Source organism: Bacillus sp. JZ34 (assembly GCF_053903205.1).
On sequence record NZ_CP096403.1, the window covers coordinates 2,985,158 to 3,004,994 of the forward strand.

At 46.8% G+C, this 19,837-nt stretch carries 24 protein-coding genes, 1 pseudogene and 1 riboswitch; of the genes and pseudogenes, 15 read left to right on the forward strand and 10 right to left on the reverse strand.

Going from position 1 to position 19,837, the window contains the following annotated elements:
• Nucleotide 1 precedes the first annotated feature (1 nt).
• From M1D90_RS15125 to M1D90_RS15135, 3 genes are all read left to right on the forward strand, one after another.
• Nucleotides 2–334 (forward strand): hypothetical protein, encoded by a 333-nt coding sequence (locus M1D90_RS15125; RefSeq protein ID WP_020450980.1) that lies wholly within the window; start codon nt 2–4, stop codon nt 332–334.
• Nucleotides 335–692: 358 nt separating this feature from the next.
• Nucleotides 693–743, forward strand: a complete 51-nt coding sequence (locus M1D90_RS15130) for a hypothetical protein (protein ID WP_228767678.1) — start codon at nt 693–695, stop codon at nt 741–743.
• Nucleotides 744–1,362: 619 nt separating this feature from the next.
• Nucleotides 1,363–2,313, forward strand: coding sequence for a glycoside hydrolase family 43 protein (locus M1D90_RS15135; RefSeq protein ID WP_146873575.1), 951 nt, complete (start codon nt 1,363–1,365; stop codon nt 2,311–2,313).
• Between the two features lie 75 nt (nt 2,314–2,388).
• Here the strand turns inward: M1D90_RS15135 and M1D90_RS15140 are convergent.
• The 4 genes and pseudogenes from M1D90_RS15140 to M1D90_RS15155 form a co-directional block, all read right to left on the reverse strand.
• Nucleotides 2,389–2,825: pseudogene (locus tag M1D90_RS15140) on the reverse strand (SMI1/KNR4 family protein); the annotation flags it as partial.
• Nucleotides 2,826–2,913: 88 nt separating this feature from the next.
• The gene (locus M1D90_RS15145; protein ID WP_212930469.1) at nt 2,914–4,287 is read right to left on the reverse strand and encodes a serine hydrolase; all 1,374 of its coding nucleotides are present in this window, start codon (nt 4,285–4,287) and stop codon (nt 2,914–2,916) included.
• Between the two features lie 160 nt (nt 4,288–4,447).
• Nucleotides 4,448–4,732, reverse strand: coding sequence for a hypothetical protein (locus tag M1D90_RS15150; protein ID WP_101560727.1), 285 nt, complete (start codon nt 4,730–4,732; stop codon nt 4,448–4,450).
• On the reverse strand, nt 4,722–5,291 hold the full coding sequence (locus M1D90_RS15155; RefSeq protein WP_195536183.1) for a MarR family winged helix-turn-helix transcriptional regulator: 570 nt from the start codon (nt 5,289–5,291) through the stop codon (nt 4,722–4,724). Before M1D90_RS15155 ends, M1D90_RS15150 begins: the two co-directional genes overlap by 11 nt.
• A gap of 172 nt (nt 5,292–5,463) precedes the next feature.
• On the opposite strand from M1D90_RS15155, the gene M1D90_RS15160 reads away from it, so the two are divergent.
• On the forward strand, nt 5,464–6,654 hold the full coding sequence (locus M1D90_RS15160; RefSeq protein ID WP_035338952.1) for a DUF819 family protein: 1,191 nt from the start codon (nt 5,464–5,466) through the stop codon (nt 6,652–6,654).
• 44 nt (nt 6,655–6,698) lie between these two features.
• Here M1D90_RS15160 and metC read toward each other — a convergent pair whose 3' ends face one another.
• Both metC and M1D90_RS15170 read right to left on the reverse strand, forming a co-directional pair.
• Entirely contained in the window at nt 6,699–7,874 is a 1,176-nt protein-coding gene (gene metC / locus M1D90_RS15165) for a cystathionine beta-lyase (protein WP_101560724.1), read from the reverse strand.
• Nucleotides 7,864–8,988, reverse strand: a complete 1,125-nt coding sequence (locus M1D90_RS15170) for a methionine biosynthesis PLP-dependent protein (protein ID WP_003180736.1) — start codon at nt 8,986–8,988, stop codon at nt 7,864–7,866. Before M1D90_RS15170 ends, metC begins: the two co-directional genes overlap by 11 nt.
• Nucleotides 8,989–9,053: 65 nt before the next feature.
• Nucleotides 9,054–9,170, reverse strand: a riboswitch (SAM riboswitch).
• Nucleotides 9,171–9,297: 127 nt separating this feature from the next.
• Here M1D90_RS15170 and M1D90_RS15175 point away from each other — a divergent pair.
• The 10 genes from M1D90_RS15175 (at nt 9,298) to M1D90_RS15220 (ending at nt 16,257) form a co-directional block, all read left to right on the forward strand.
• Nucleotides 9,298–10,245 carry a helix-turn-helix transcriptional regulator gene (locus tag M1D90_RS15175; protein ID WP_328066510.1) on the forward strand — a complete coding sequence of 316 codons (948 nt, stop codon included), beginning with the start codon at nt 9,298–9,300 and terminating at the stop codon, nt 10,243–10,245.
• A gap of 79 nt (nt 10,246–10,324) precedes the next feature.
• A complete protein-coding gene (locus M1D90_RS15180; protein ID WP_003180734.1) occupies nt 10,325–10,813 on the forward strand; it encodes a DinB family protein in 489 nt (162 codons plus the stop codon).
• Between the two features lie 11 nt (nt 10,814–10,824).
• Nucleotides 10,825–11,280: a helix-hairpin-helix domain-containing protein gene (locus tag M1D90_RS15185; protein WP_003180732.1), complete on the forward strand. Its 456-nt coding sequence runs from the start codon at nt 10,825–10,827 to the stop codon at nt 11,278–11,280.
• Nucleotides 11,281–11,391: 111 nt separating this feature from the next.
• Nucleotides 11,392–12,114 carry an esterase family protein gene (locus M1D90_RS15190; RefSeq protein WP_128822764.1) on the forward strand — a complete coding sequence of 241 codons (723 nt, stop codon included), beginning with the start codon at nt 11,392–11,394 and terminating at the stop codon, nt 12,112–12,114.
• Nucleotides 12,115–12,178: 64 nt separating this feature from the next.
• Nucleotides 12,179–12,688 (forward strand): YjcG family protein, encoded by a 510-nt coding sequence (locus M1D90_RS15195; RefSeq protein ID WP_003180728.1) that lies wholly within the window; start codon nt 12,179–12,181, stop codon nt 12,686–12,688.
• Between the two features lie 9 nt (nt 12,689–12,697).
• Nucleotides 12,698–13,117: a GNAT family N-acetyltransferase gene (locus tag M1D90_RS15200; protein ID WP_003180726.1), complete on the forward strand. Its 420-nt coding sequence runs from the start codon at nt 12,698–12,700 to the stop codon at nt 13,115–13,117.
• Between the two features lie 165 nt (nt 13,118–13,282).
• The gene (locus M1D90_RS15205) at nt 13,283–13,678 is read left to right on the forward strand and encodes a GtrA family protein (RefSeq protein WP_023856679.1); all 396 of its coding nucleotides are present in this window, start codon (nt 13,283–13,285) and stop codon (nt 13,676–13,678) included.
• Between the two features lie 16 nt (nt 13,679–13,694).
• Nucleotides 13,695–14,591 (forward strand): UTP--glucose-1-phosphate uridylyltransferase GalU, encoded by an 897-nt coding sequence (galU, locus tag M1D90_RS15210; protein WP_161517787.1) that lies wholly within the window; start codon nt 13,695–13,697, stop codon nt 14,589–14,591.
• Nucleotides 14,588–15,574 carry a UDP-glucose 4-epimerase GalE gene (gene galE, locus M1D90_RS15215; protein WP_456282860.1) on the forward strand — a complete coding sequence of 329 codons (987 nt, stop codon included), beginning with the start codon at nt 14,588–14,590 and terminating at the stop codon, nt 15,572–15,574. The genes galU and galE overlap by 4 nt, the downstream gene beginning before the upstream one ends.
• 95 nt (nt 15,575–15,669) lie before the next feature.
• Entirely contained in the window at nt 15,670–16,257 is a 588-nt protein-coding gene (locus tag M1D90_RS15220; protein WP_020450968.1) for a DedA family protein, read from the forward strand.
• 39 nt (nt 16,258–16,296) lie between these two features.
• On the opposite strand, the gene M1D90_RS15225 is transcribed toward M1D90_RS15220, so the two are convergent.
• Nucleotides 16,297–16,554 carry a hypothetical protein gene (locus M1D90_RS15225; RefSeq protein WP_003180714.1) on the reverse strand — a complete coding sequence of 86 codons (258 nt, stop codon included), beginning with the start codon at nt 16,552–16,554 and terminating at the stop codon, nt 16,297–16,299.
• A gap of 121 nt (nt 16,555–16,675) precedes the next feature.
• Here M1D90_RS15225 and M1D90_RS15230 point away from each other — a divergent pair, with 121 nt between their 5' ends.
• Nucleotides 16,676–18,955, forward strand: a complete 2,280-nt coding sequence (locus M1D90_RS15230) for an ATP-dependent helicase (RefSeq protein WP_456282861.1) — start codon at nt 16,676–16,678, stop codon at nt 18,953–18,955.
• 38 nt (nt 18,956–18,993) lie between these two features.
• Here the strand turns inward: M1D90_RS15230 and M1D90_RS15235 are convergent, their stop codons facing one another.
• The 3 genes from M1D90_RS15235 to M1D90_RS15245 all read right to left on the reverse strand — a co-directional run bounded on the left by M1D90_RS15235 (nt 18,994) and on the right by M1D90_RS15245 (nt 19,798).
• On the reverse strand, nt 18,994–19,251 hold the full coding sequence (locus M1D90_RS15235) for a stage VI sporulation protein F (RefSeq protein ID WP_020450966.1): 258 nt from the start codon (nt 19,249–19,251) through the stop codon (nt 18,994–18,996).
• Nucleotides 19,252–19,377: 126 nt separating this feature from the next.
• Nucleotides 19,378–19,509 carry a YjcZ family sporulation protein gene (locus M1D90_RS15240; RefSeq protein WP_020450965.1) on the reverse strand — a complete coding sequence of 44 codons (132 nt, stop codon included), beginning with the start codon at nt 19,507–19,509 and terminating at the stop codon, nt 19,378–19,380.
• Nucleotides 19,510–19,588: 79 nt separating this feature from the next.
• Nucleotides 19,589–19,798, reverse strand: a complete 210-nt coding sequence (locus M1D90_RS15245; RefSeq protein ID WP_020450964.1) for a hypothetical protein — start codon at nt 19,796–19,798, stop codon at nt 19,589–19,591.
• Nucleotides 19,799–19,837 lie beyond the last annotated feature (39 nt).

Below are 19,837 nucleotides of genomic sequence, written 5' to 3' on the forward strand. Positions count from 1 at the left end.
AATGGAAAATTTCAATAAACTCGCCTCACTCAACAACTTAAACGGTGATCAAGAAGATACGCTCCTCATACGACGCAATCAGCTTCAAATGCTGAAAACGGGCATGAGAGTAACGGCCGCAACTAAGCTTGAAGGCATTAAAACGACACTAAGACCGAAGTTTAAGATAGACGATATACAAAAAGAAATGAACAGCGTTTATTCATCGCTTCTCTACAGCTTCGAAGGAAAAGCGCGGCAGGCGCTCGCTCAGCGAATCAGCCAAAGCGCCCAGCAGCTTATTGCGACAGAAAAGGACGGAGAGAGCTTTGTGAACGGATTTAAGACGAGATAGAGGCGCCAAAATAGGCGTCTTTTTTCGTTAACATACCACTGACTGACCGTTGACTTATAGGATTGCTATCGCCTACCTTTACAGGGTAGAGGTCGCTGGTTCGAGCCCAGTCGGTATCATACCGAATCGAACGGCAGGAAAACGTTGATTTTCAACGGAGTTCCTGCCGTTTTTGCGTTTGATTTTTTTCAATTCCCACCTCTCGACACTCTGTCTTCATTCCACAAAAAACAGCCTCTATTTGAAAGAGTTATGGTAAAATATTCTTTGTACAAAGTTCGGGCTCACTCAAGGGAAGTTGGCTCATCCCCTATGAAAGGGGGTGATGCTTATGACAGCATACGAAACAATCTCGTTAATGATTGCTTTCGGCATGTTAATTGCCGTGTTGTCGAAAAAAGAAAAATAGACTTCCCTTGAGCCCTGGTAAAGTTCAAAGGGAAGTCTATATTTAAAATGACTGAGCCAAGCCCTTGTTGGGCCGCTTTGTACACTCGACTCGACTGTTGGCGCAGTCGGGTCTTTTTTATTTTATGCATTTCTTTTTAAAAAATACACCTGAACGTTTGAGCGATACGTTGATGACGCACCTGTGGTCTTTTTATGATTTTGACAGTCTATCATCAAATTCATATTACCAATTTCAACCCACTAAATCAACTAATAGTGTCATTCACCTCTCGGGATAAATGAAAATATTCGAGGGTAAACCGTGCTTCTTCTTCCAACGCTTTTGAACAACCACATTATTTTTTCATAATTCACAACATCCAAAATAATCCAAAGCAAGTCGAATTAATCACCTCCAACTCTTTAACATTCAGACGAAAAAATGACTTTTGTTTGATTGTTTTTTAAATATGGATATTTTCTAGGTTTTCCACTTTATTTCAGGACTACAAAACAAGTCCTTTGTCTGATTGAGAGAGACCGAACCCCTGCTAAAATAAAGTGCGTGTTGTTGGGAAATATTTCTCAAAGGGAGGACCGATTGTTAAAGGACATCGAGATTTGAAAGGAGAACAACTGTGGCTAAGACGATTATTTCTGGTTTTATTTTATTTTTTCTGCTTATTTTTTCGGAAGCTGAGCCAACATCAGCGGCTTTTTGGGATACAAAAGGAGACAACGTTATTCATGATCCTTCCATGATTAAAGAAGGAAATACATGGTATACATTCGGTACTGGTATCGGCAATGGAATCCGCGTCATCAAATCGACAGACGGAAAAACGTGGAGCCCAGCGCCAAGTATTTTTACAACTCCATTATCATGGTGGAAAAAGTACGTGCCAAACCATGAAAAAAACCAATGGGCGCCTGATATCAGCTATTACAATGGTCGCTATTGGCTTTATTATGCGGTATCCGCGTTCGGCTCCAATACTTCGGCGATCGGACTGGCTTCAACAGACCGGATCTCTTCCGGAAATTGGCGCGACGACGGGCTTGTCACCCGGACGACGACCTCGAACAATTATAATGCGATCGACCCTGAGTTAGTCATTGATAAAGAAGGAAATCCGTGGCTGTCCTTCGGCTCGTTTTGGAGCGGCATCAAGCTGACAAAGCTTGATAAAAAAACAATGAAACCTACAGGGAAGGTTTATTCGATCGCATCAAGGCCGAGCCATGGCGGAGCGGTTGAAGCGCCGTCTATCACATATAAAAACGGCTACTATTATTTATTCGTTTCGTTCGATAAATGCTGTCAAGGTGTGAACAGCACGTATAAAATCGCTTACGGCCGCTCAACAAAAATTACGGGACCTTACTATGACAAAAGCGGCAAGAAAATGACGGAAGGCGGAGGCACAATCCTCGACTCCGGAAACGACCAATGGAAGGGCCCGGGCGGCGCAGATATCGTGAACGGCAACATCATCGTCAGACATGGTTATGATGCGCTTGACAATGGAGCGCCTAAGCTGCTGATTAATGATTTATACTGGGATTCCAAAGGATGGCCGAGGTATTAGTTTTTAAACCGAGCAGATATTTTTCTGCTCGGTTTTTTCTGTTGTTTTAGCAGTCCAGCTTTGTAAGAACTCCATCTCTTCCATATCTTCAAAGTATCGATCATTTTGATCAACTTTTTTGATAAATCCCTCTATAGAGTCAGCTATTTTTTTATCAAAAAAGAATACCGATGACTTATCGGTATCATTTAAATCAAGCGTTAAATATACACCTTCATTTACCTCATAAAAAACAAGCCTGTCTTCATCTTCATATATATCATCTAAATCAGGGTCAAATTCGTAAATATCTTCCCTTAAAGTGATATCTGCGATAGTAGCGGGATCTAAAAATCTGTTTATTGCACTTTTATTCCTCTTATAAACCCGTACCCAATTTCTAAATAAAATTCTCTGAGTTCTTTAGGAAATCGGAAACCAAGTCTATCTTCCGCTTTTATTAGATCGTTTTCTTTTAACTCATAAAACTCATGATGACTATTTTTTATAAAATTAAATTTGTTCAGCATCATGAACCTCCTTATAGATGGCATCAGAAATTCAGCCAGGCTGATATCCCCACAACTTCGAACGATTAATTTTCTTCATGACAAACAACGTTCATACCTTGCTGCTTGATTCCACTATCCGCACCGCTTCTTCCTCTGCGCCATTTTGATAAATAATCAAGCGGGTGACCACACCATCCTCCAAAATAAATTCCACTTCAACAGACAATGACCTGAGGAAAAAGCGCGTTTCCGAGGCTGGAAATAATTCAAAACGGATCTGTCCGGTGATTTGCATATAAAGCCGTTCTTTATCAACTGTCACATCAGCGGCGGTGCCATCCTGAAGTGAATAACTTCCGACATATCTTTTGTAAATGGCCGGATCGATCTCTTTTTTCTTTTTATCGGCAGGGCGATCAGGGATTTTGTAGGCCTTGTCAAACAGGATATTTTCAACGGCTTCAAAGATGGCCTGTTCATATTCATCATCCTGTTCCACATTGCTCAAATAAATGAAGGTTTTTCGTTGATCGATATATCGGATCATTACGGTTGAATAGCCTGGCCAGCCGCCGCTGTGACCGACAATTCGCCCTGTTTCAGGACTGTCCCGAAGCACCCATCCACACCCGTAATCTACAGACTCTCCGTTTTTCAGAGACGCGGGAGTAAAAGCAAGCTCTTTTGAGACTTGATTGATCAAACAATCTGTATATAAGGCCTGGTCAAACAAATATAAGTCATGAATGGTTGAGTTTACGGTTCCGTCCCCCTGAATCCCGTCAAGATAGGAGACATATTTTGTTTCTTCAACATCATCAGGCAGAACGTACTGTTCTGTATGCACGTCATACACATATCCATACGCATAGTTCTCAATGGTTTCAGGTTGAAGCCTTCTGTTATACACCCTTGAGTTCCGCATTTCCACCGGTTCAAAAATACTTTTTTTCATATATTCGGCAAAACTCAGACCGGATGCCTTTTCAATGATAACCGCAAGCAGCACATATCCCGTATTGCTGTACAGCCAACCTTCACCCGGGGCAAAATAGCGTTGCGGCTGATGATTCATCAGCATATCAACGATATCTTGATTAACAGCAATCTTGTTATGATCCCAATGTTGTAAAAACCACTCCATATAATCGGGCAGACCCGACGTATGTGTCAACAAATCGTGAATCGTTATGCCCTGATAAGGAAATCCGGTTATCCACCGTTCTACGGGATCCTCAATATTCAATACCCCTTGCTGTGCTAATTGAAGGATGCCCAAAGCAGTGAACGGCTTGGATAGCGATGCTAATTCAAATAAGGAATCCTCCTGCAATAAACGCTTATCTGCCAAGTTTGCATAACCGAAGGCGCCTTGAAAAAGAATGTCTCCGTCTTCAGCGACTAATACCGCCGCGTTGATCTGCTTTTTTTCATTTAACACACTAAACAGGTTAACAAGTTGTTCTCTTTTTTTCTGTTTCACTTTTCCACCTCCCTTTCTTTATACGCATATGGAAATAAGAGGTTTCAACAAAAAAAGACAAGAATGGCACCATTCTACAATTCTAATAAGTTTCTCAACATCCTTTTCAAGTCATTCATTGATCTACGATGCGAGCCACTAGATCCTGCACAAACGAATGTCAAATCGATTTTTGATATCGGCGAAAAAATGTTGCAAACAGCAATAAAACGTTGCTCAAAAGACTTGCCGCCCCTAACCAGACGAGCCATTCCGCCTTTGTCCCCCAGGAATATCCAATGATGATCAGAGCAATGCAGCTTGAGAAAAAGGGTCCTGTCCTGTCTAATTTTGTGCCGCGGCGAATGGTTTCCTTTGTCTGCAGGAATTTATCTTTTGCATGATAGAGCTTCTCCTTTCCTTTGATTTTAAAAGTTGTTGCTTTTACATAAAGATTATTTTTCATCATTTTCTCCTCCGTAGCGGCGTTTCTCAAATTCTCCGAGAATCTTTTCTGTATCTAATGAATTTCCTACGCCAAGCTGAATGTTTGCATTCTCCTCAAAGCCGTCTTGTTCTTCACCGTCAAAACGGTAAAGCTTTTGCAGCAGCCGCCAAAATGTCGCAACCTCTTCGGCTGTAAACTGCTGAAACAAGTCGGCCAAGAAATAGACGGACCTTTCGGAACAATCCACCAGCGCTTTCTTTCCTTCAGCGGTCATTTCAATATTAATAGAGCGTTTGTCTTTTTGATTTGGCACTGATTTAACATAGCCTTTTTTGATCAGACCTGTCATCAGCTTGTTGGCGGTCTGTTTGGTTGTGCCAAGCTTTTTGGAGATATTCGTAAGCGTGGCAGTTTCAGTCGGCAAATGCGCGATGGCGATGAGTGCCATGTGTTGCCTTGAAGTTACTATTTCCATGTATTCGTCACCTCGGGTTTGCACCTTATTGACAACTGAAAACAATGTCGCATAGCTTTGCTGCATCAAATGTAATTCGTTGATTAAGCTGTTGGTATCCATTTGTTCTCTCCTCTGAATATAGTCAACATGCTGACGAATATACAATACTCTTTCTCGTTAATTTTGTCAACATGGTGACTATTTTTTTCGTGATTGATCAATTGGACATTCCGTTTTACACTATTTAATTATCTGATAATTAAAAATATAGGATGAGAATAGGGGGAATATAATGAATTCTTCACTCATTTCAGCGGATGATGCATGGATGCTTTGGGGGTTTATTGCGGTGTGGGCGGCGGTGAGTATTTATTTGGAGCAGCGGTATCGCTGGGCTGCGGCAGTATCGGGGGCTGTACTGGCGCTGGGCGGATCGATGCTGTTTACGAATGCGGGGATTCTACCGGCCGAGTCCCCCGTCTATGATGCGGTGTGGTCCTATGTTGTTCCGCTTGCGATACCTTTGCTGCTTTTTCAAATCAATGTGCGGAAGATCCTGAAAGAAAGCGGCAGGCTTTTGATGATCTTTTGCATCAGCGCCCTGGGCACTGCTGCCGGAAGCGTGATTGCTTTTTTTCTGTTTAAGCAGCAGATTCCGCACCTTGACCAAATCGGCGGGATGATCAGTGCCTCTTATATCGGCGGAGGCGTGAATTTTGCGGCGATGGCCGCGAAGTTCTCAACTCCCGGTGAATATGTATCATCGACGGTGGTTGCGGATAATTTTATGATGGCTCTTCTTTTTTTCATTTTAATGGGGATACCGGCGCTTAAATGGTTTCAAAAGCGCTTTGGCGTTCCTGAAGAGACGGCCGGCAGCAAAAATCAGGCGGAAGCCTATTGGAAAAGAAAAGAGATGTCCTTGCAGGACATTGCTTTAAACATCGGAACCGCCTTCGCGATCGTTGCTGTGTCTGTAAAAACAGCGGCCTTTTTCAAAGAGCGTTTTTCTTCTGACGGCGGGTTTCAGTTTCTTGCCTTTATCTTGGGTGACCAGTTCCTGCTGCTGACGACGCTGACAATTTTGCTGACGATCGCCTTTCCCCGCTATTTTGAACGGCTGCGCGGCACACAGGAAATCGGGACTTATTTGATTTACTTATTCTTTGTGGTGATCGGCATTCCGGCAGACTTGCGGATCATTCTCATGAACGCACCGCTCCTTTTGGCATTTGTGTTTGTGGTTGCCATGTCCAACCTGCTCGTAACGCTTGCCGCAGGAAAGCTGTTGCGTTTTCGGCTCGAGGAAATTCTCTTGGCCTGCAACGCATCTGTCGGCGGTCCGACAACAGCGGCGGCGATGGCGATCGCCAAAGGCTGGCAGAGCCTCGTCGCTCCGGTTATGCTGGTCGGGACGTTCGGATATCTGATCGGCAATTATGTCGGCACCCTCTTGGGCACATGGTTTTCTACCCTGGTTTAAACGCAAAAAAAGCCGCAGATTCCCTGAAGAGTCTGCGGTTTCTTTTATGATCGGGCGAACGCTCCGGATACGGCTTCCAATGCACGGGCAAAATCGGCCTGCAAATCATCGGCATGTTCCACACCGACGCTCAGCCGCAGAAGGCCGTCGGTAATCCCCCGTTTTTCCCGCTCTTCTTTCGGCATAGCGGCGTGTGACATTTTTGCCGGATAGGAAAGGATCGACTCCACAGCGCCGAGACTGACGGCAAAGACCGGAAGAGAAACGCGTTCCACAATCTTTTTCACGGCTTCTGCATTCTCCAGCTCGAACGAAAGGACGGCGCCGGCGCCATATGACTGGTGCCTGTGAACTGACGCACCCGGATGCGAAGACAGCCCCGGATAATACACTTGTTTGACGGCCGGATGCTTTTCAAAAAATTCAGCGAGCTGCTGAGCTGTTCGAGATGCTTTTTCAAGCCGGACCTGCAGTGTTTTCAGCCCTCTCAGCACAAGCCAGCAGTCTTGGACGCCGAGAACAGCGCCGAACGAATTTTGCAGCTTATAAAGTTCTTCCCCGAGCTTTTTGTCTTTCACAACGGCAAGTCCTGATAATACGTCGCTGTGTCCGCTTAAAAACTTCGTCGCGCTGTGTAGCACAACATCGACGCCGAGCTCGAGCGGCCGCTGCAGCGCCGGGGTCATAAACGTGTTGTCAAGAAACGTCAGACAGCCGTGCGCCTTGGCAAGCTTGACGACGCCTCTGATATCCGTAATGCCGAGCGTCGGATTTGACGGTGTTTCAAGGTAGATGACTTTTGTATTTTCCTTTATGTTTAAAGCAATTTCATTTAAATCCGTCATATCGACGAAAGTATGTTCAATCCCGAAGCGGCTCAGCACTTCCGTAATCATCCGGTAAGTGCCGCCGTACACATCTTTTGTGACAAGCACGTGATCGCCCTTTGACAAAAGCAGAAAGGAGGTGGAAATCGCGGCCATTCCGGATGAAAAAGCAAATCCCCTCGTCCCTCCCTCAAGCTCGGCTATCGTGTCTTCAAGCGCCGTTCTTGTCGGTGTTCCTGACCGGCTGTAGTCATATTCGCCGAATTTGTCAAAAGAACCTTGATGAAAGGTTGAGGCGTGCTGGATCGGCACGCTGACGGCTCCGGTTGCTCCGTCCGTTTTATTTTGGTTATGAACAAGCCTTGTTTCAAGCGTCCAGTTTTCATGACTCATGCGGAACCGCCTCCCCTTTTACTTTTTCCAGCGCAGCTTTTAGATCCTGCTTTAAATCGGAGACGTGTTCGATTCCGACTGAAAAGCGCAGAAGTCTGTTGCAGACGCCGTTTGCAATTCGGATGTCTTCCGGGATATCCATATGGGTCTGTGTCGCCGGATAGGTGATGAAGCTTTCGACTCCGCCGAGGCTTTCGGCGAAACAGATCGTCTTGAGATTTTTCAGCAACGGATTAACCCATTCTTCTTTTTGAACGCGGAATGACAGCATGCCGCCTTTTCCCGGATAAAGAACATCTGCAATTTCCTCCTGCTCTTCCAAAAAGGCCGCAAGTTCCCGCGCGTTTTCCTGATGCTGTCTCATCCTGAGAGCGAGCGTCTTCATCCCTCTCATTAAGAGCCATGAATCGAACGGCGATAAAACCGCTCCGATGGCGTTTTGGTGCTGGAACATTTCCTCAGACAGCTCTTCGCCTTTTGCAACGACAAGCCCCGCCAAAAGATCGTTATGACCGCCCAAATACTTCGTCGCGCTGTGAATGACAAGATCAGCGCCGAGCTCAATCGGCTTTTGCAGAACCGGTGTATAGAACGTATTGTCAACAATGAGCAGCAAGTCGTGCTCTTTAGCGATTTGCGCGATTTTTTGAATATCAGCTTCCTGCATGAGCGGATTTGTCGGCGTTTCTACAAACAGTGCCTTTGTATTGTTCGTGATTTTCGACTTGATACAGTCTTCGTCTGAAAAATCGTCGTAGAAAAAGCGAAGTCCGTATTTCTTCCATTCGTTTTCAAAAAGGCGGTACGTTCCCCCATATAAATCGGACGAAACGATGAGCTCATCCCCGCTTTGAAACAGAGCCATGATCGTCTGAATGGCAGCCATACCGGAACTGAACGCAAAGCCGCGCGTTCCCCCTTCGAGTTTCGCGATTGCATCTTCAACAAGCTGTCTTGTCGGATTTTTTGTGCGAATGTAATCAAACCCTGTGGATTCCCCGATCCCTTTGTGCCTGTACGCAGAAGAGAAATAAACGGGAGGATTGACAGTTCCCGTTATTTCATCACTGCGGTTGCCGATTTGCGCCAGCGTTGTTTGTACATGTTCAGTCATATGACACCATCCTTTTAAAAATAAAAAACCCCTTCTTCATAAGAAGAAGGGGGATTATGCGCTTCTTCTTATCTTCCAAGCATCTGCTTGCTGGATTTAGCACCTTGGTACACTGACATCGTCAGTGCAGACCGGTTGCTGAGGTTTCAAAGGGCCAGTCCCTCCACCTCTCGTGATAAGAATCTCTTCAATTTTCTGATTGTTCTTTACTTTAACCTAAGTCAAGACATTTTTCAAGGGTCATTTTTAAATCTTTCCTCATATTGAACATGGTATGATGAAACCAAACGACGGAACCGGAGGAATCAGATGCCAAAAACAGAGCGATTAATCGAATTGATGATGACCGTTCATACAAAACGAAAATTTACGGCCGGGGAGCTCGCAGCAGAATTCGGGGTTTCCTACCGCACGATTCTCCGCGATCTGGACGAGCTGAGCGCGCTCGGCGTCCCGATCTATTCTGAAACAGGCGCGAACGGAGGCTATTATTTGCTGAATGAACCTGTGCTTCCGCCGCTCTTTTTTACACAATCAGAGGCGGCGGCTATGTTTTTCGCGTATCAATCTCTGCAGTTTTTCGGATCGCTTCCCTTTGATGCGGAAACGCGGATGGTTTTAAAAAAGTTCTACCGCCACCTTCCCGTGGAAACACAGGAGCGGATTGATGCGATGAAAGACAGAATCGTGTTCTGGAATCCGCATCGTCCAAAAGCCGCCGAACATTTAGAAACGCTTCTTGATGCAGCCATCAATCAATCCGTTTTGACGGTCGTTTATGACGGAACTGACGATTGCGCGGAGAGATCCATCCAGCCCATCGGCTTGTTCAGCTGGAACGGCTTCTGGTACTGTCCGGCCTATTGCTTTAAAAGGCAGGCGTTCAGACTGTTCCGCGCCGACCGCATCCTTCGGGCGGAAAAAGCGGCCAGCCCGCTGGCCCGCCAGCTTCCCTATCCATCGGTTCTCAGCTGGATCAAACATTCGGAGAGCGAGTGCTCTGAACCGGTGCGGCTGCAAGCGGAACTGACACGCAGAGGAGCCAGGCGGGCTGCGGCTGATGTGGACTTATTCAAGATCCTCACCATGCGGGATGACGGGACGGGGGCGATCGATGCAAACCTCCCCAGACCAGAACTTGAGTATTTCGGGGAACTTTTGTGGAACCTCGGCACTGAGGCAACTGTCAAAGAACCCGCAGAAATCAAGCTTCAGCTGAAACGGAAGGCTGCTGACATTTTAGCAAGGTACGACTGACTTTTTTTAGAATCGTGACAAAGCCTGTCAGGATTAGGTGATACTTTTAGAATAAAGCAAAATGGAAAGGATGAAGCAAATGAAGCAAGTTCAAGCCCTGCGGAGCGATTTGTTCCACGAGATGGAGACGGGCATCCGCTCCACGTGTCATCTTCTGAAAAAAGTGAAGGAATCTGACTGGTCTTACCGGCCCGCCGACCGCATGCGAAGCCTGAAAGAACTGGCAAGCCATCTGACGGCCATCCCAGAAGCCGACATGGCTATCATGCAGGAAAAGGAAGAGGCCGCCATCTCCCGAATTGAAAAGAAGTATAGTGCATTGCAGTCGGCTGACCAAATGGCTGAAGCTATGCAGAAAGGATTCGCTGCTTTTCAAACGTATATGACTTCCCTCTCCGACGAGGAATTTTTGACGAAAAAAACAAAGCCGTTTTACCTTGATGAAGGGATGACCCAAAGCCGCTGGCTGACGGAAACGCTCACCCACGTCTTCCATCACAGGGCCCAGCTGTTTAATTATTTAAAACAGCTCGGCTATGACGTCAACATGTTCGATCTGTATCTTTAAAAGGTGTTCATATGAAGCTGCCTCTGACAAAAAAAGAACGGTCAAACTTAAGGACAGCCAAGGTAAAAATAAAAAACACGGCATATATGGATCTGTCCGTCCTTGCACATACGCTCGGTTCGTCTTTGGAGCGCGCCGCATACATCAAGGCGCTCGCCCAGTTTCAAACCGCTCCTTCCATCGGGCCGAAAATGGCGCAGTGCGCCGTTGACCTGGGCTACTATTCCCTTGGCGACATCAAGCATGAATCAGGTGCGGATTTGATCATCCGCCTCGAAAAACTGAAAGGCTACTGGGAAGATCCTTGTGCAGAAGATGCGCTGCGATGCATCGTCCATTATGCCAACGATCCCGAAAGCGCTAAAAGCTGGTGGGATTTCACAGAGGAAAGAAAAATGTACCGCGAACGCTGCGGATACCCTCCGGATAGACCGTCAACGCCCTGGTACGAAAAAAAACGGACATAAAAAATCACGGCTGCCGAACAGTTTGGCAGCCCTTTTCGCTTCTTTCACAAGAGAATTTCGTGTTAAAATGAATGGAAACGTTCACAAACATTATTTCTGGAGGAATTCATCTTGGCTATGAAAACAGGAGTCATTCAGGAGAAGAAGCTTTTTTCGGAAGAGCTCGGCGAGGAAATGGAGCTTCTCGTCTATTTGCCGTCATCCTTCTCGCCGCTTTACAAATATCATGTGATCATCGCACAGGATGGACATGACTATTTCCGCCTCGGGCGCATCAGCAGACAGGTGGAAGAACTGCTGGCAAACGGCGAAATCGAAAGAAGCATCATCATCGGCATTCCGTACAAAAACGTACAGGAAAGAAGGCTTACATACCATCCGGAAGGGTCAAAATTCGAAGCGTATAAACGTTTTTTGGCAAATGAACTCGTCCCTTTCGCCGACAGTGAGTACCCGACATACCAAGTCGGATCAGGCAGGACGCTGATCGGGGATTCGCTCGGAGGAACGGTTTCCCTCATGACGGCGCTTGACTATCCGAATATGTTCGGAAACGTCATTATGCAGTCACCTTATGTCGACCGCCATGTTCTCGATAAAGTGAAACAGTCCAATTCCCTGCAGCTTATTTCAATTTGCCACCAAATCGGAGAGAAAGAAACCGCCGTCAAAACGACTGATGATCAAATTTTGGATTTCACCGGTCCAAATGAGCAATTAAAAGAATTGCTTGAAGAAAAGCAGACAAACTACGATTTCAAAGCTTTCGACGGGGATCACAAGTGGACATACTGGCAGCCGCTCATCACCCCCGCTTTAAAAAAAATGCTGTAGCTCTCTGTATATCGGCCCATCTTTGATATACTAAACCATATCAATTGTTTAAGGAGGGAACAAAATGAAATACGGTATTGTGCTATTTCCATCAAAAAAACTTCAGGACATTGCAAATTCCTACCGAAAACGCTATGACCCGAATTACGCTTTAATTCCGCCCCACCTTACATTAAGAACACCTTTTGAAGTGTCCGAAGACGAGATCGCGAGCGTCGTAGGACACCTGAGGGAACTTTCAAAAGAGCTGAAACCGGTCACGCTGAAGATTACAAAATTCAGTTCCTTTGCCCCTGTCAATAATGTCATCTATATGAAAGCCGAACCGACAGAAGAATTGACGCAGCTTCATGAAAAAATGTACAGCGGCGTTTTGGAAGACAAACCCGAATATGCGTTTGTTCCCCATGTCACAGTCGCACAAAAGCTGTCAGATGATGAGCATTCCGACGTCCTCGGCACGCTGAAAATGAGAGACGCGTCCCACGAAGAAGTTATCGACCGCTTTCACCTGCTTTACCAATTGGACAACGGATCTTGGACCGTCTATGAAACTTTTATTTTAGGAGCGTGAAGAAAGCCAGTGGAAGCCGTCATTGTGAAGAATCAACAACAGCTTGAAGACGCCTTCTTTGTTAGAAAGGAAGTCTTTATCAAGGAGCAGCACGTATCACCGGAAGAAGAAATGGATCATCTCGATCAGGAATCTTCACATCTCGTCATCTATGACGGAAAAGAGCCGATCGGCGCTGGCCGGCTACGGCTTGTCGACGGCTATGGCAAACTTGAACGAATCTGTGTACTGAAAAGCCACCGCTCCCTCGGCATCGGCAACCTGATCATTCAGGCGCTTGAAGAGGAAGCCGCCAAGCAAGGCGCGGTTCAATTCATGCTGAACGCGCAGACACAGGCTGTTCCCTTTTACGAAAAACACGGCTATAAAGTCGTGTCTGAAGAATTTTTAGATGCGAATATCCCCCATGTCAAAATGGTCAAAAAGTAACCGTTCCGCTTTTTAAGCGGAACGGTTTTTCTTTTCCTCAGAAAACATTTCATAGTTTGTTCATCTTTTGTTTATCGTTTATTCAACATTGTCTATTAAAGTTGTTTCTAAGCTTTTACGAAGCCCTACACAAAATAGACGGGAGGTAAACAGCCGAATGCCGTTATGAACAAAAAAAACATCACCACACTCGCCCGTTTCGGGATAGTCGGAGCCGGAAACACACTCGTTGATTTCGCCGTGTTTTTCATCCTTACGTCCCTCCGCGTACCCTATCTGGCCGCACAGCTGTTTTCCTATTCGGCAGGCGTAGCAAACAGCTATATCTGGAATCGGACATGGACGTTTCAAGTAAAGGAAAAAGCGCATGGCGCGGAAATCGTCCGGTTTATCATAATCAATCTTGCAGCAGCGGGCGCTACATTTGTCCTTCTGTATATTTTTCAAAAAGCCGGCCTTTCCCTTTTTGTCAGCAAAATGTCCGCAACAGTCGCAGGAATGGCGATCAACTTTATCGGAAACAGGCTTTGGGTGTTTCAAGAACCCGGAACAGATTCATAAAAAAGACCAGGAGTGAATAACCATGAAAGTAAAAAAAGCAGTCATCCCAGCAGCCGGTTTGGGTACAAGGTTTTTGCCGGCAACAAAAGCGCAGCCGAAAGAAATGCTGCCGATTGTCGATAAACCGGCTATACAATATATCGTGGAAGAAGCTGTTCAATCAGGAATAGAAGACATCCTTATCATTACAGGAAGAAATAAGCGTTCGATTGAAGACCATTTTGACCGCTCTGTTGAACTGGAGCAAAACCTGTTCGCCAAAGGAAAAAATGATGTGTTAAAAGAGATACGCGACATCGCCGATATGGCGAATATTCATTATATCCGGCAAAAGGAGCCCCTCGGTCTCGGACATGCGGTGTTATCGGCCAAGCATTTCATCGGTGATGAGCCGTTTGCCGTCCTTCTCGGCGACGACATCATGGTGTCAGAAACGCCGGCGCTTCGGCAGCTGCTCGAAGTATTTGAAGAATATCAGACAGAAGTAATCGGCGTTCAGCCAGTCGATCCGGCGGACGTGAGCAAATACGGCATTATTCAGACGTCCGCGCAAAAGAACAAAGTATATCAAATTGACGATCTTGTGGAAAAGCCGTCTGTCAAAGAAGCCCCTTCAAATATCGCGGTTATGGGCCGCTATGTGCTGAGGCCTTCGATTTTCCCTGTGCTCGAACAAACGAAGCGCGGTGCGGGAAATGAAATTCAGCTGACTGACGCACTAAGGGAAATCTGCCGGGAACAAAGCATGTATGCGCGCAAATTGGAAGGAAGCCGCTTTGATATCGGCGACAAGCTGGGCAGTTTTAAAGCGAGTACGGAAATCGCTCTTATGCGGGACGAGATGCGGCCAAAACTGCTCGCCTACCTGGAAAGCGTCCTAAAAAAAGAGGCGCAGAAAGGAGCATGGCAATGACATCCGTACTCGTTACAGGAGGAGCCGGATACATCGGCAGCCACACCGTACTCGAATTAACAAAGCAAAACCGCTCCGTCGTCGTGCTTGACAATTTATCTACCGGACACAGGGAAGCCGTCAGCGGGATCAGCTTTTACGAAGGCGACATCGGTGATGCGGCACTTGTCAAAGCCAACATCAAACATCATGATGTCGATGCTGTCATCCATTTCGCCGCCAAAAGCCTTGTGTCCGAATCGATCGAAAAGCCTGAGCTCTACTTTAGGGAAAACACGCTCAAGTCTTGTGCATTCTTCGAAACGGTCATCAAGGAAGGCGTCAAAAACATCGTCTTTTCGTCGACCGCCGCCGTATATGGCATCCCGGAGAACGTCCCGATCAAAGAGACAGCCCCCCTCTCCCCTGTCAATCCTTACGGGGAATCGAAGCTGATGATCGAAAAATACTTGCACTGGGTCGGGAAAACGCACGGTGTCAAATGGGCAGCCCTCCGCTACTTCAACGCGGCCGGCGCCGCTTTAAACGGAGCTATCGGCGAGGATCACGATCCTGAAAGCCATCTCACTCCCCTCGTCCTGCAGACGGCTTTGGGACAGCGAAAGCAGCTGTCCATTTTCGGAGATGATTACCCGACACCGGACGGAACATGCATCAGGGATTATATTCACGTCCTCGATCTGGCTTCCGCCCACCTGGCGGCTCTTGACAGGTTATATGAAGACAGACTGAAGCAAAATGTTTATAATGTAGGGACAGGAGCCGGACATTCCGTAAAAGAAATCATTGAAACCGCGGAAAACATGACAGAGCGAAGCATTGCAGCAAAAACGGACGAGCGCAGAGCGGGGGATCCGCCAGTGCTTGTGGCGGACAGCCGGACACTGATGGAAGATACCGGATGGAAGCCGCAATACAGCGATTTACAAACCATCATTCAAAGCGCGTGGCAATGGCACAGGGCGCATCCGGACGGTTTTTGAGATTCGCTTGTTTCTCGCGCGGACGGCAGGGAAACATCCCGGCGGCTGCTCCAACGTTCGGCTGATGAAATCAAAAGCAGGGAGAAAAAACGAAAATGGGAAGCATAGTGAATGATATTTTAATGTGGCTGACCGATCTTGGCTATTTCGGCATTGCAATCGGTTTAATGATCGAAATCATCCCGAGTGAAATCGTACTGGCCTACGGCGGATACTTGGTGTCAAGCGGCTCCATTACGATGACAGGGGCCGTGATCGCCGGCGTCATCGGGGGAACGATTGCTCAATTGTTTTTATACTGGATCGGCTATTACGGCGGAAGGCCGTTTTTATACAAATACGGAAAGTACTTATTGATCCAAAAGCATCACATTCAAACGGCCGAAAAATGGTTTGAGAAATACGGCGGAGGCGTTGTCTTTTCCGCCCGCTTCATTCCCGTGGTCAGGCACGCCATCTCCATTCCGGCAGGAATTGCGAAAATGCCGATTTTAAAATTCACGGGTCTGACCGTGCTGGCCATCATACCGTGGTCGATATTATTCGTCTACCTCGGCATACAGCTCGGCAGCCGGTGGGACCATGTTGAAAATGTGGCGAGAACGTACACGACTCCGATTATGATCGGAGCGGCCGCTATGATTATTCTGTATTTCGGACTCAAAAAACTGCGCAAAAAATAACGAAAACCCCGGTATAAAAGCCGGGGTTTGTTTCATCTTTCAAACGGACTCGTTAACGTAGCGTCCGCTTTCCGCCTTTTCCGCAACACGGCGGTTCAGCGTTTTTTTTCGCTTCTTTTCCAAGACCCGCCTAAAAGCCGCAGTCTGGTTTTCCTCTCTTTTTTCGACTTCGCGGTAGGCGCGCTCGCTTGGGATATTGGCGGTTTTTTGTATATGCGCATAGTTCGATTTTTGGCTGATGCTGCGATTGGCGTACTGTGTATATTGATCATGATGGACAGGCGGCAAATATCCCATTCGATCTCCTCCTCATCAGCTTTAATTCCCAAAAATCTACTGTTTTAAACGGTTTTCATTTGATATGATAGACGTTGTCTCATAACACTAGACGATTACCCATTAATTGGAGGACCTCTTTTTGAAATGCGCCCGATTCAATAACCGAGACATTCATATACATACATATTCGAGAGAACACCTGCAATTCCTCTTTGATGAAGCAAGAAAAGACAGAATCACGTGTAAACATTGCGGCTTGCCACTCAGACTGAAATTGTCGATTCATGAAGAACCACATTTTTCCCACCGGGAAAACGGGGATTTTTCTCAATGTGAAGCAGCTTGCTTAAACGAGAAGACAGAGCAATCCAGACAGAACGACTATACAGAAAGCGGCATGTTCCGTCTCCCGAAAGGCAAAGCGATCGGAGAGGAAAAGAAGACGGATGCGGACTTCTGGACGCCGCCTCGCGAAGCTTCCATCCATTCTCCTTTCTCCCCAGCGGAAGAAACGGCCCCGGAACCGGTCTTTCCGAATGTGCCGCTGAATGAGAAACAGCTTGCCGCCGTGACGGCCCCCGAAGAACCACTTCTCGTTCTGGCCGGCGCGGGAAGCGGAAAAACACGGGTATTAACCGCGCGAGCGGCTTATATGATATCCCGGCTCGATATCCCGCCTTCCGCCATTTTGCTCGTCACATTCACGACAAAAGCCGTGAAAGAAATGAAAGAGCGGATGGCCTCGCAATACGGATTGCCGATGCAGACTGTGAACCGCCTCGTGACAGGCACCTTCCACAGCTTTTTCTACAAAATTCTTTATCACCATGATCCGGCAAGATGGAATGGCGAGCACCTGCTGAAATGGGAATGGCAAAAAGAACAATACATCAAAATGGCCCTTGCCGAAGAAGGGCTTGATGAAAAAGATTTTCCGGTTGATCAGGCGATCCAGCAGATCGGCTACTGGAAGAACGCTTATCTTCCGGGCGAACAGATTCCGCTGGAAGACGAATGGGAAAAGCGGGTTCACCGGCTGTACCGTCAATATGAAGAACAAAAAGCTGCGCGGCGCCAATTCGATTTCGACGATATGGCATCTGCATGCTGGCAGCTGTTTCAAGAACAGCCAGACATTTTAAAACGATATCAGACGCGCTTTCACGCGATTTTGATCGACGAATTTCAGGACATTAACCCTGTTCAGTATGCCATCATCAAGCTGTTGGCGAGCCCGGAAAACAACCTGACCTGTGTCGGGGATGATGACCAGTCAATCTACGCGTTCAGAGGCAGCAGCCCTTCTTTTATACTCGATTTTGAAAAAGATTATCCGAAGGCGAAAACGGTCCGCCTCACGACGAATTACAGATCGAGCCATCCGATTGTGGCAAGCGCCGATATGGTCGTGAGGAAAAATAAAAAGCGTTTTCCGAAAACATTAAGTGCCGCGAGAGATGACCGCCAAAAACCGCTTATATTTTATCCTTATGATGAAGAGGAAGAAGCGATTATGATCGTCTCTGATATCCAAGAAAAAATTGAAATGGGCGCTAAGCCTGATGACTTCGCCATCCTATACCGGACAAACAGCAGCGGGCGCGCAATCTTTGAACGTCTGCACCAGTCAGCTATTCCGTACACAGCTGAACAAGGCGTCCGGTCGTTTTACAGCAGGAGAATCGTCCGGCAGATGCTGGCTTATCTCTACTTAAGCCAAAATCAGGATGACGCGGAAGCCGTCAAACAGATTTTACCCGCCCTCTTTCTCAAGCAGTCCGCATTAAATACGCTTAAAGCGCTCTCGATTACCGAAGATTGCACGATGGTTCACGCGCTTGAAAAACTAACCGACATCAAACCGTTTCAGCTTGATAAAATAAAGAAAATCGTTCCTTTTTTCACAGGCTTAAAAACGATGAAACCAGTTGAAGCGATCTCTTTCGCAGAGGAAAAAATGGGATTTTCCGATTACTTAAAAAAGCGCGGTAACGAAGGAAACAAGCTCGAAAAAGGGTCTGACGATCTGCGGGATCTCAAAACAGCGGCAAAAAAATTCAAAACGATCCCCGAATTTCTTGAGCATGTCGATCATATGAGAGCAGCGGAAAAGCAAACAGCTGACGGATACGGTGTTCAGCTTTTAACAATCCACCGTGCGAAAGGGCTTGAATTCAAAACGGTCTATATCCTGGGGGTGCAGGACGGCTCGATTCCGCATGACTTTGCCCTTGAGACAGCGAGAAAAGGCGACGAAACCGCTCTTGAAGAAGAGCGGAGGCTGCTGTATGTCGCCATGACCCGGGCCGAGGATCGTCTGTATATCAGCGTCCCTTCCGTCAGAAGGGGCAGAACGGCATACCGCTCAAGGTTTTTGCAGCCTGTTTTACGCCCGAATCCCCAGGTCCAGCTGCAATAAAAGACACCGTGCCCTCCTTTTATCGGAAGGCGCGGTGTTTATTTTTTGCTGTTCATCATTTTCGCGATCGTGTTGAAATCCATTTTTTCCTTGCCGCTTACAATGGATTCAACAATCTTATCTTCCATTTCCTTCGGAACCCGTTTGTTCGCCAATTTAGCGACACGCTTAATCACACTGCGGACCGTATTTTCATCCTTGAAGTTGGCATTTTGCAGCGAATTCGCAAGCTGCATGACCTCATTCATGCTGACGCCCGTTTTCTTTTCGATGTTTTTGAAAAATTGATTGTCCATACCTATGCCTCCTTTTTGGGAGTGATACGCTATCTTATGCATCTTTGAAAAGCCTTGTGCTTTTCCCGTTCAAAAAGAAGAGGGCCCGGCACACATGCCGCCGCCCTCTTCGCTTCAACTCAAAAACTAATATTTAAAAGAAGCGCCGACAATAATGAGAAGAATAAACAAGACAACGATCAATACAAACGTTGAACCATAGCCGCCGCCATAGCCTCCGCTGTAGCCGCCGCCGTAGCCTCCGCCACAAAAGCCCATCTAAAGCACCTCCTTTTCTCCCTACACGATATGACAGTTGATAGGATTCGCTTGGATTGATGCATAGGGCTTCCGTGGATTATTTATAGATGCCCGGCAGACTCACGTCCTCTCCCAGCCATTTTTCAGCATTCTCTGCAAACGCTTCGACCTGCCTGCCGAACTGTTCGGCAGAACGGTCAAATGTCTCCAGTTCCTTCTGCTGCTCAAAGATCACCCGGTCATGGCCGGCTTGCGTTTGATCGTGCTTGCGGCATATTGATTCAACCAGCTGTTCAAATACATTCATCGCTTTTCCCCCTTATGATGGTGTATGCATCAGAAGAAA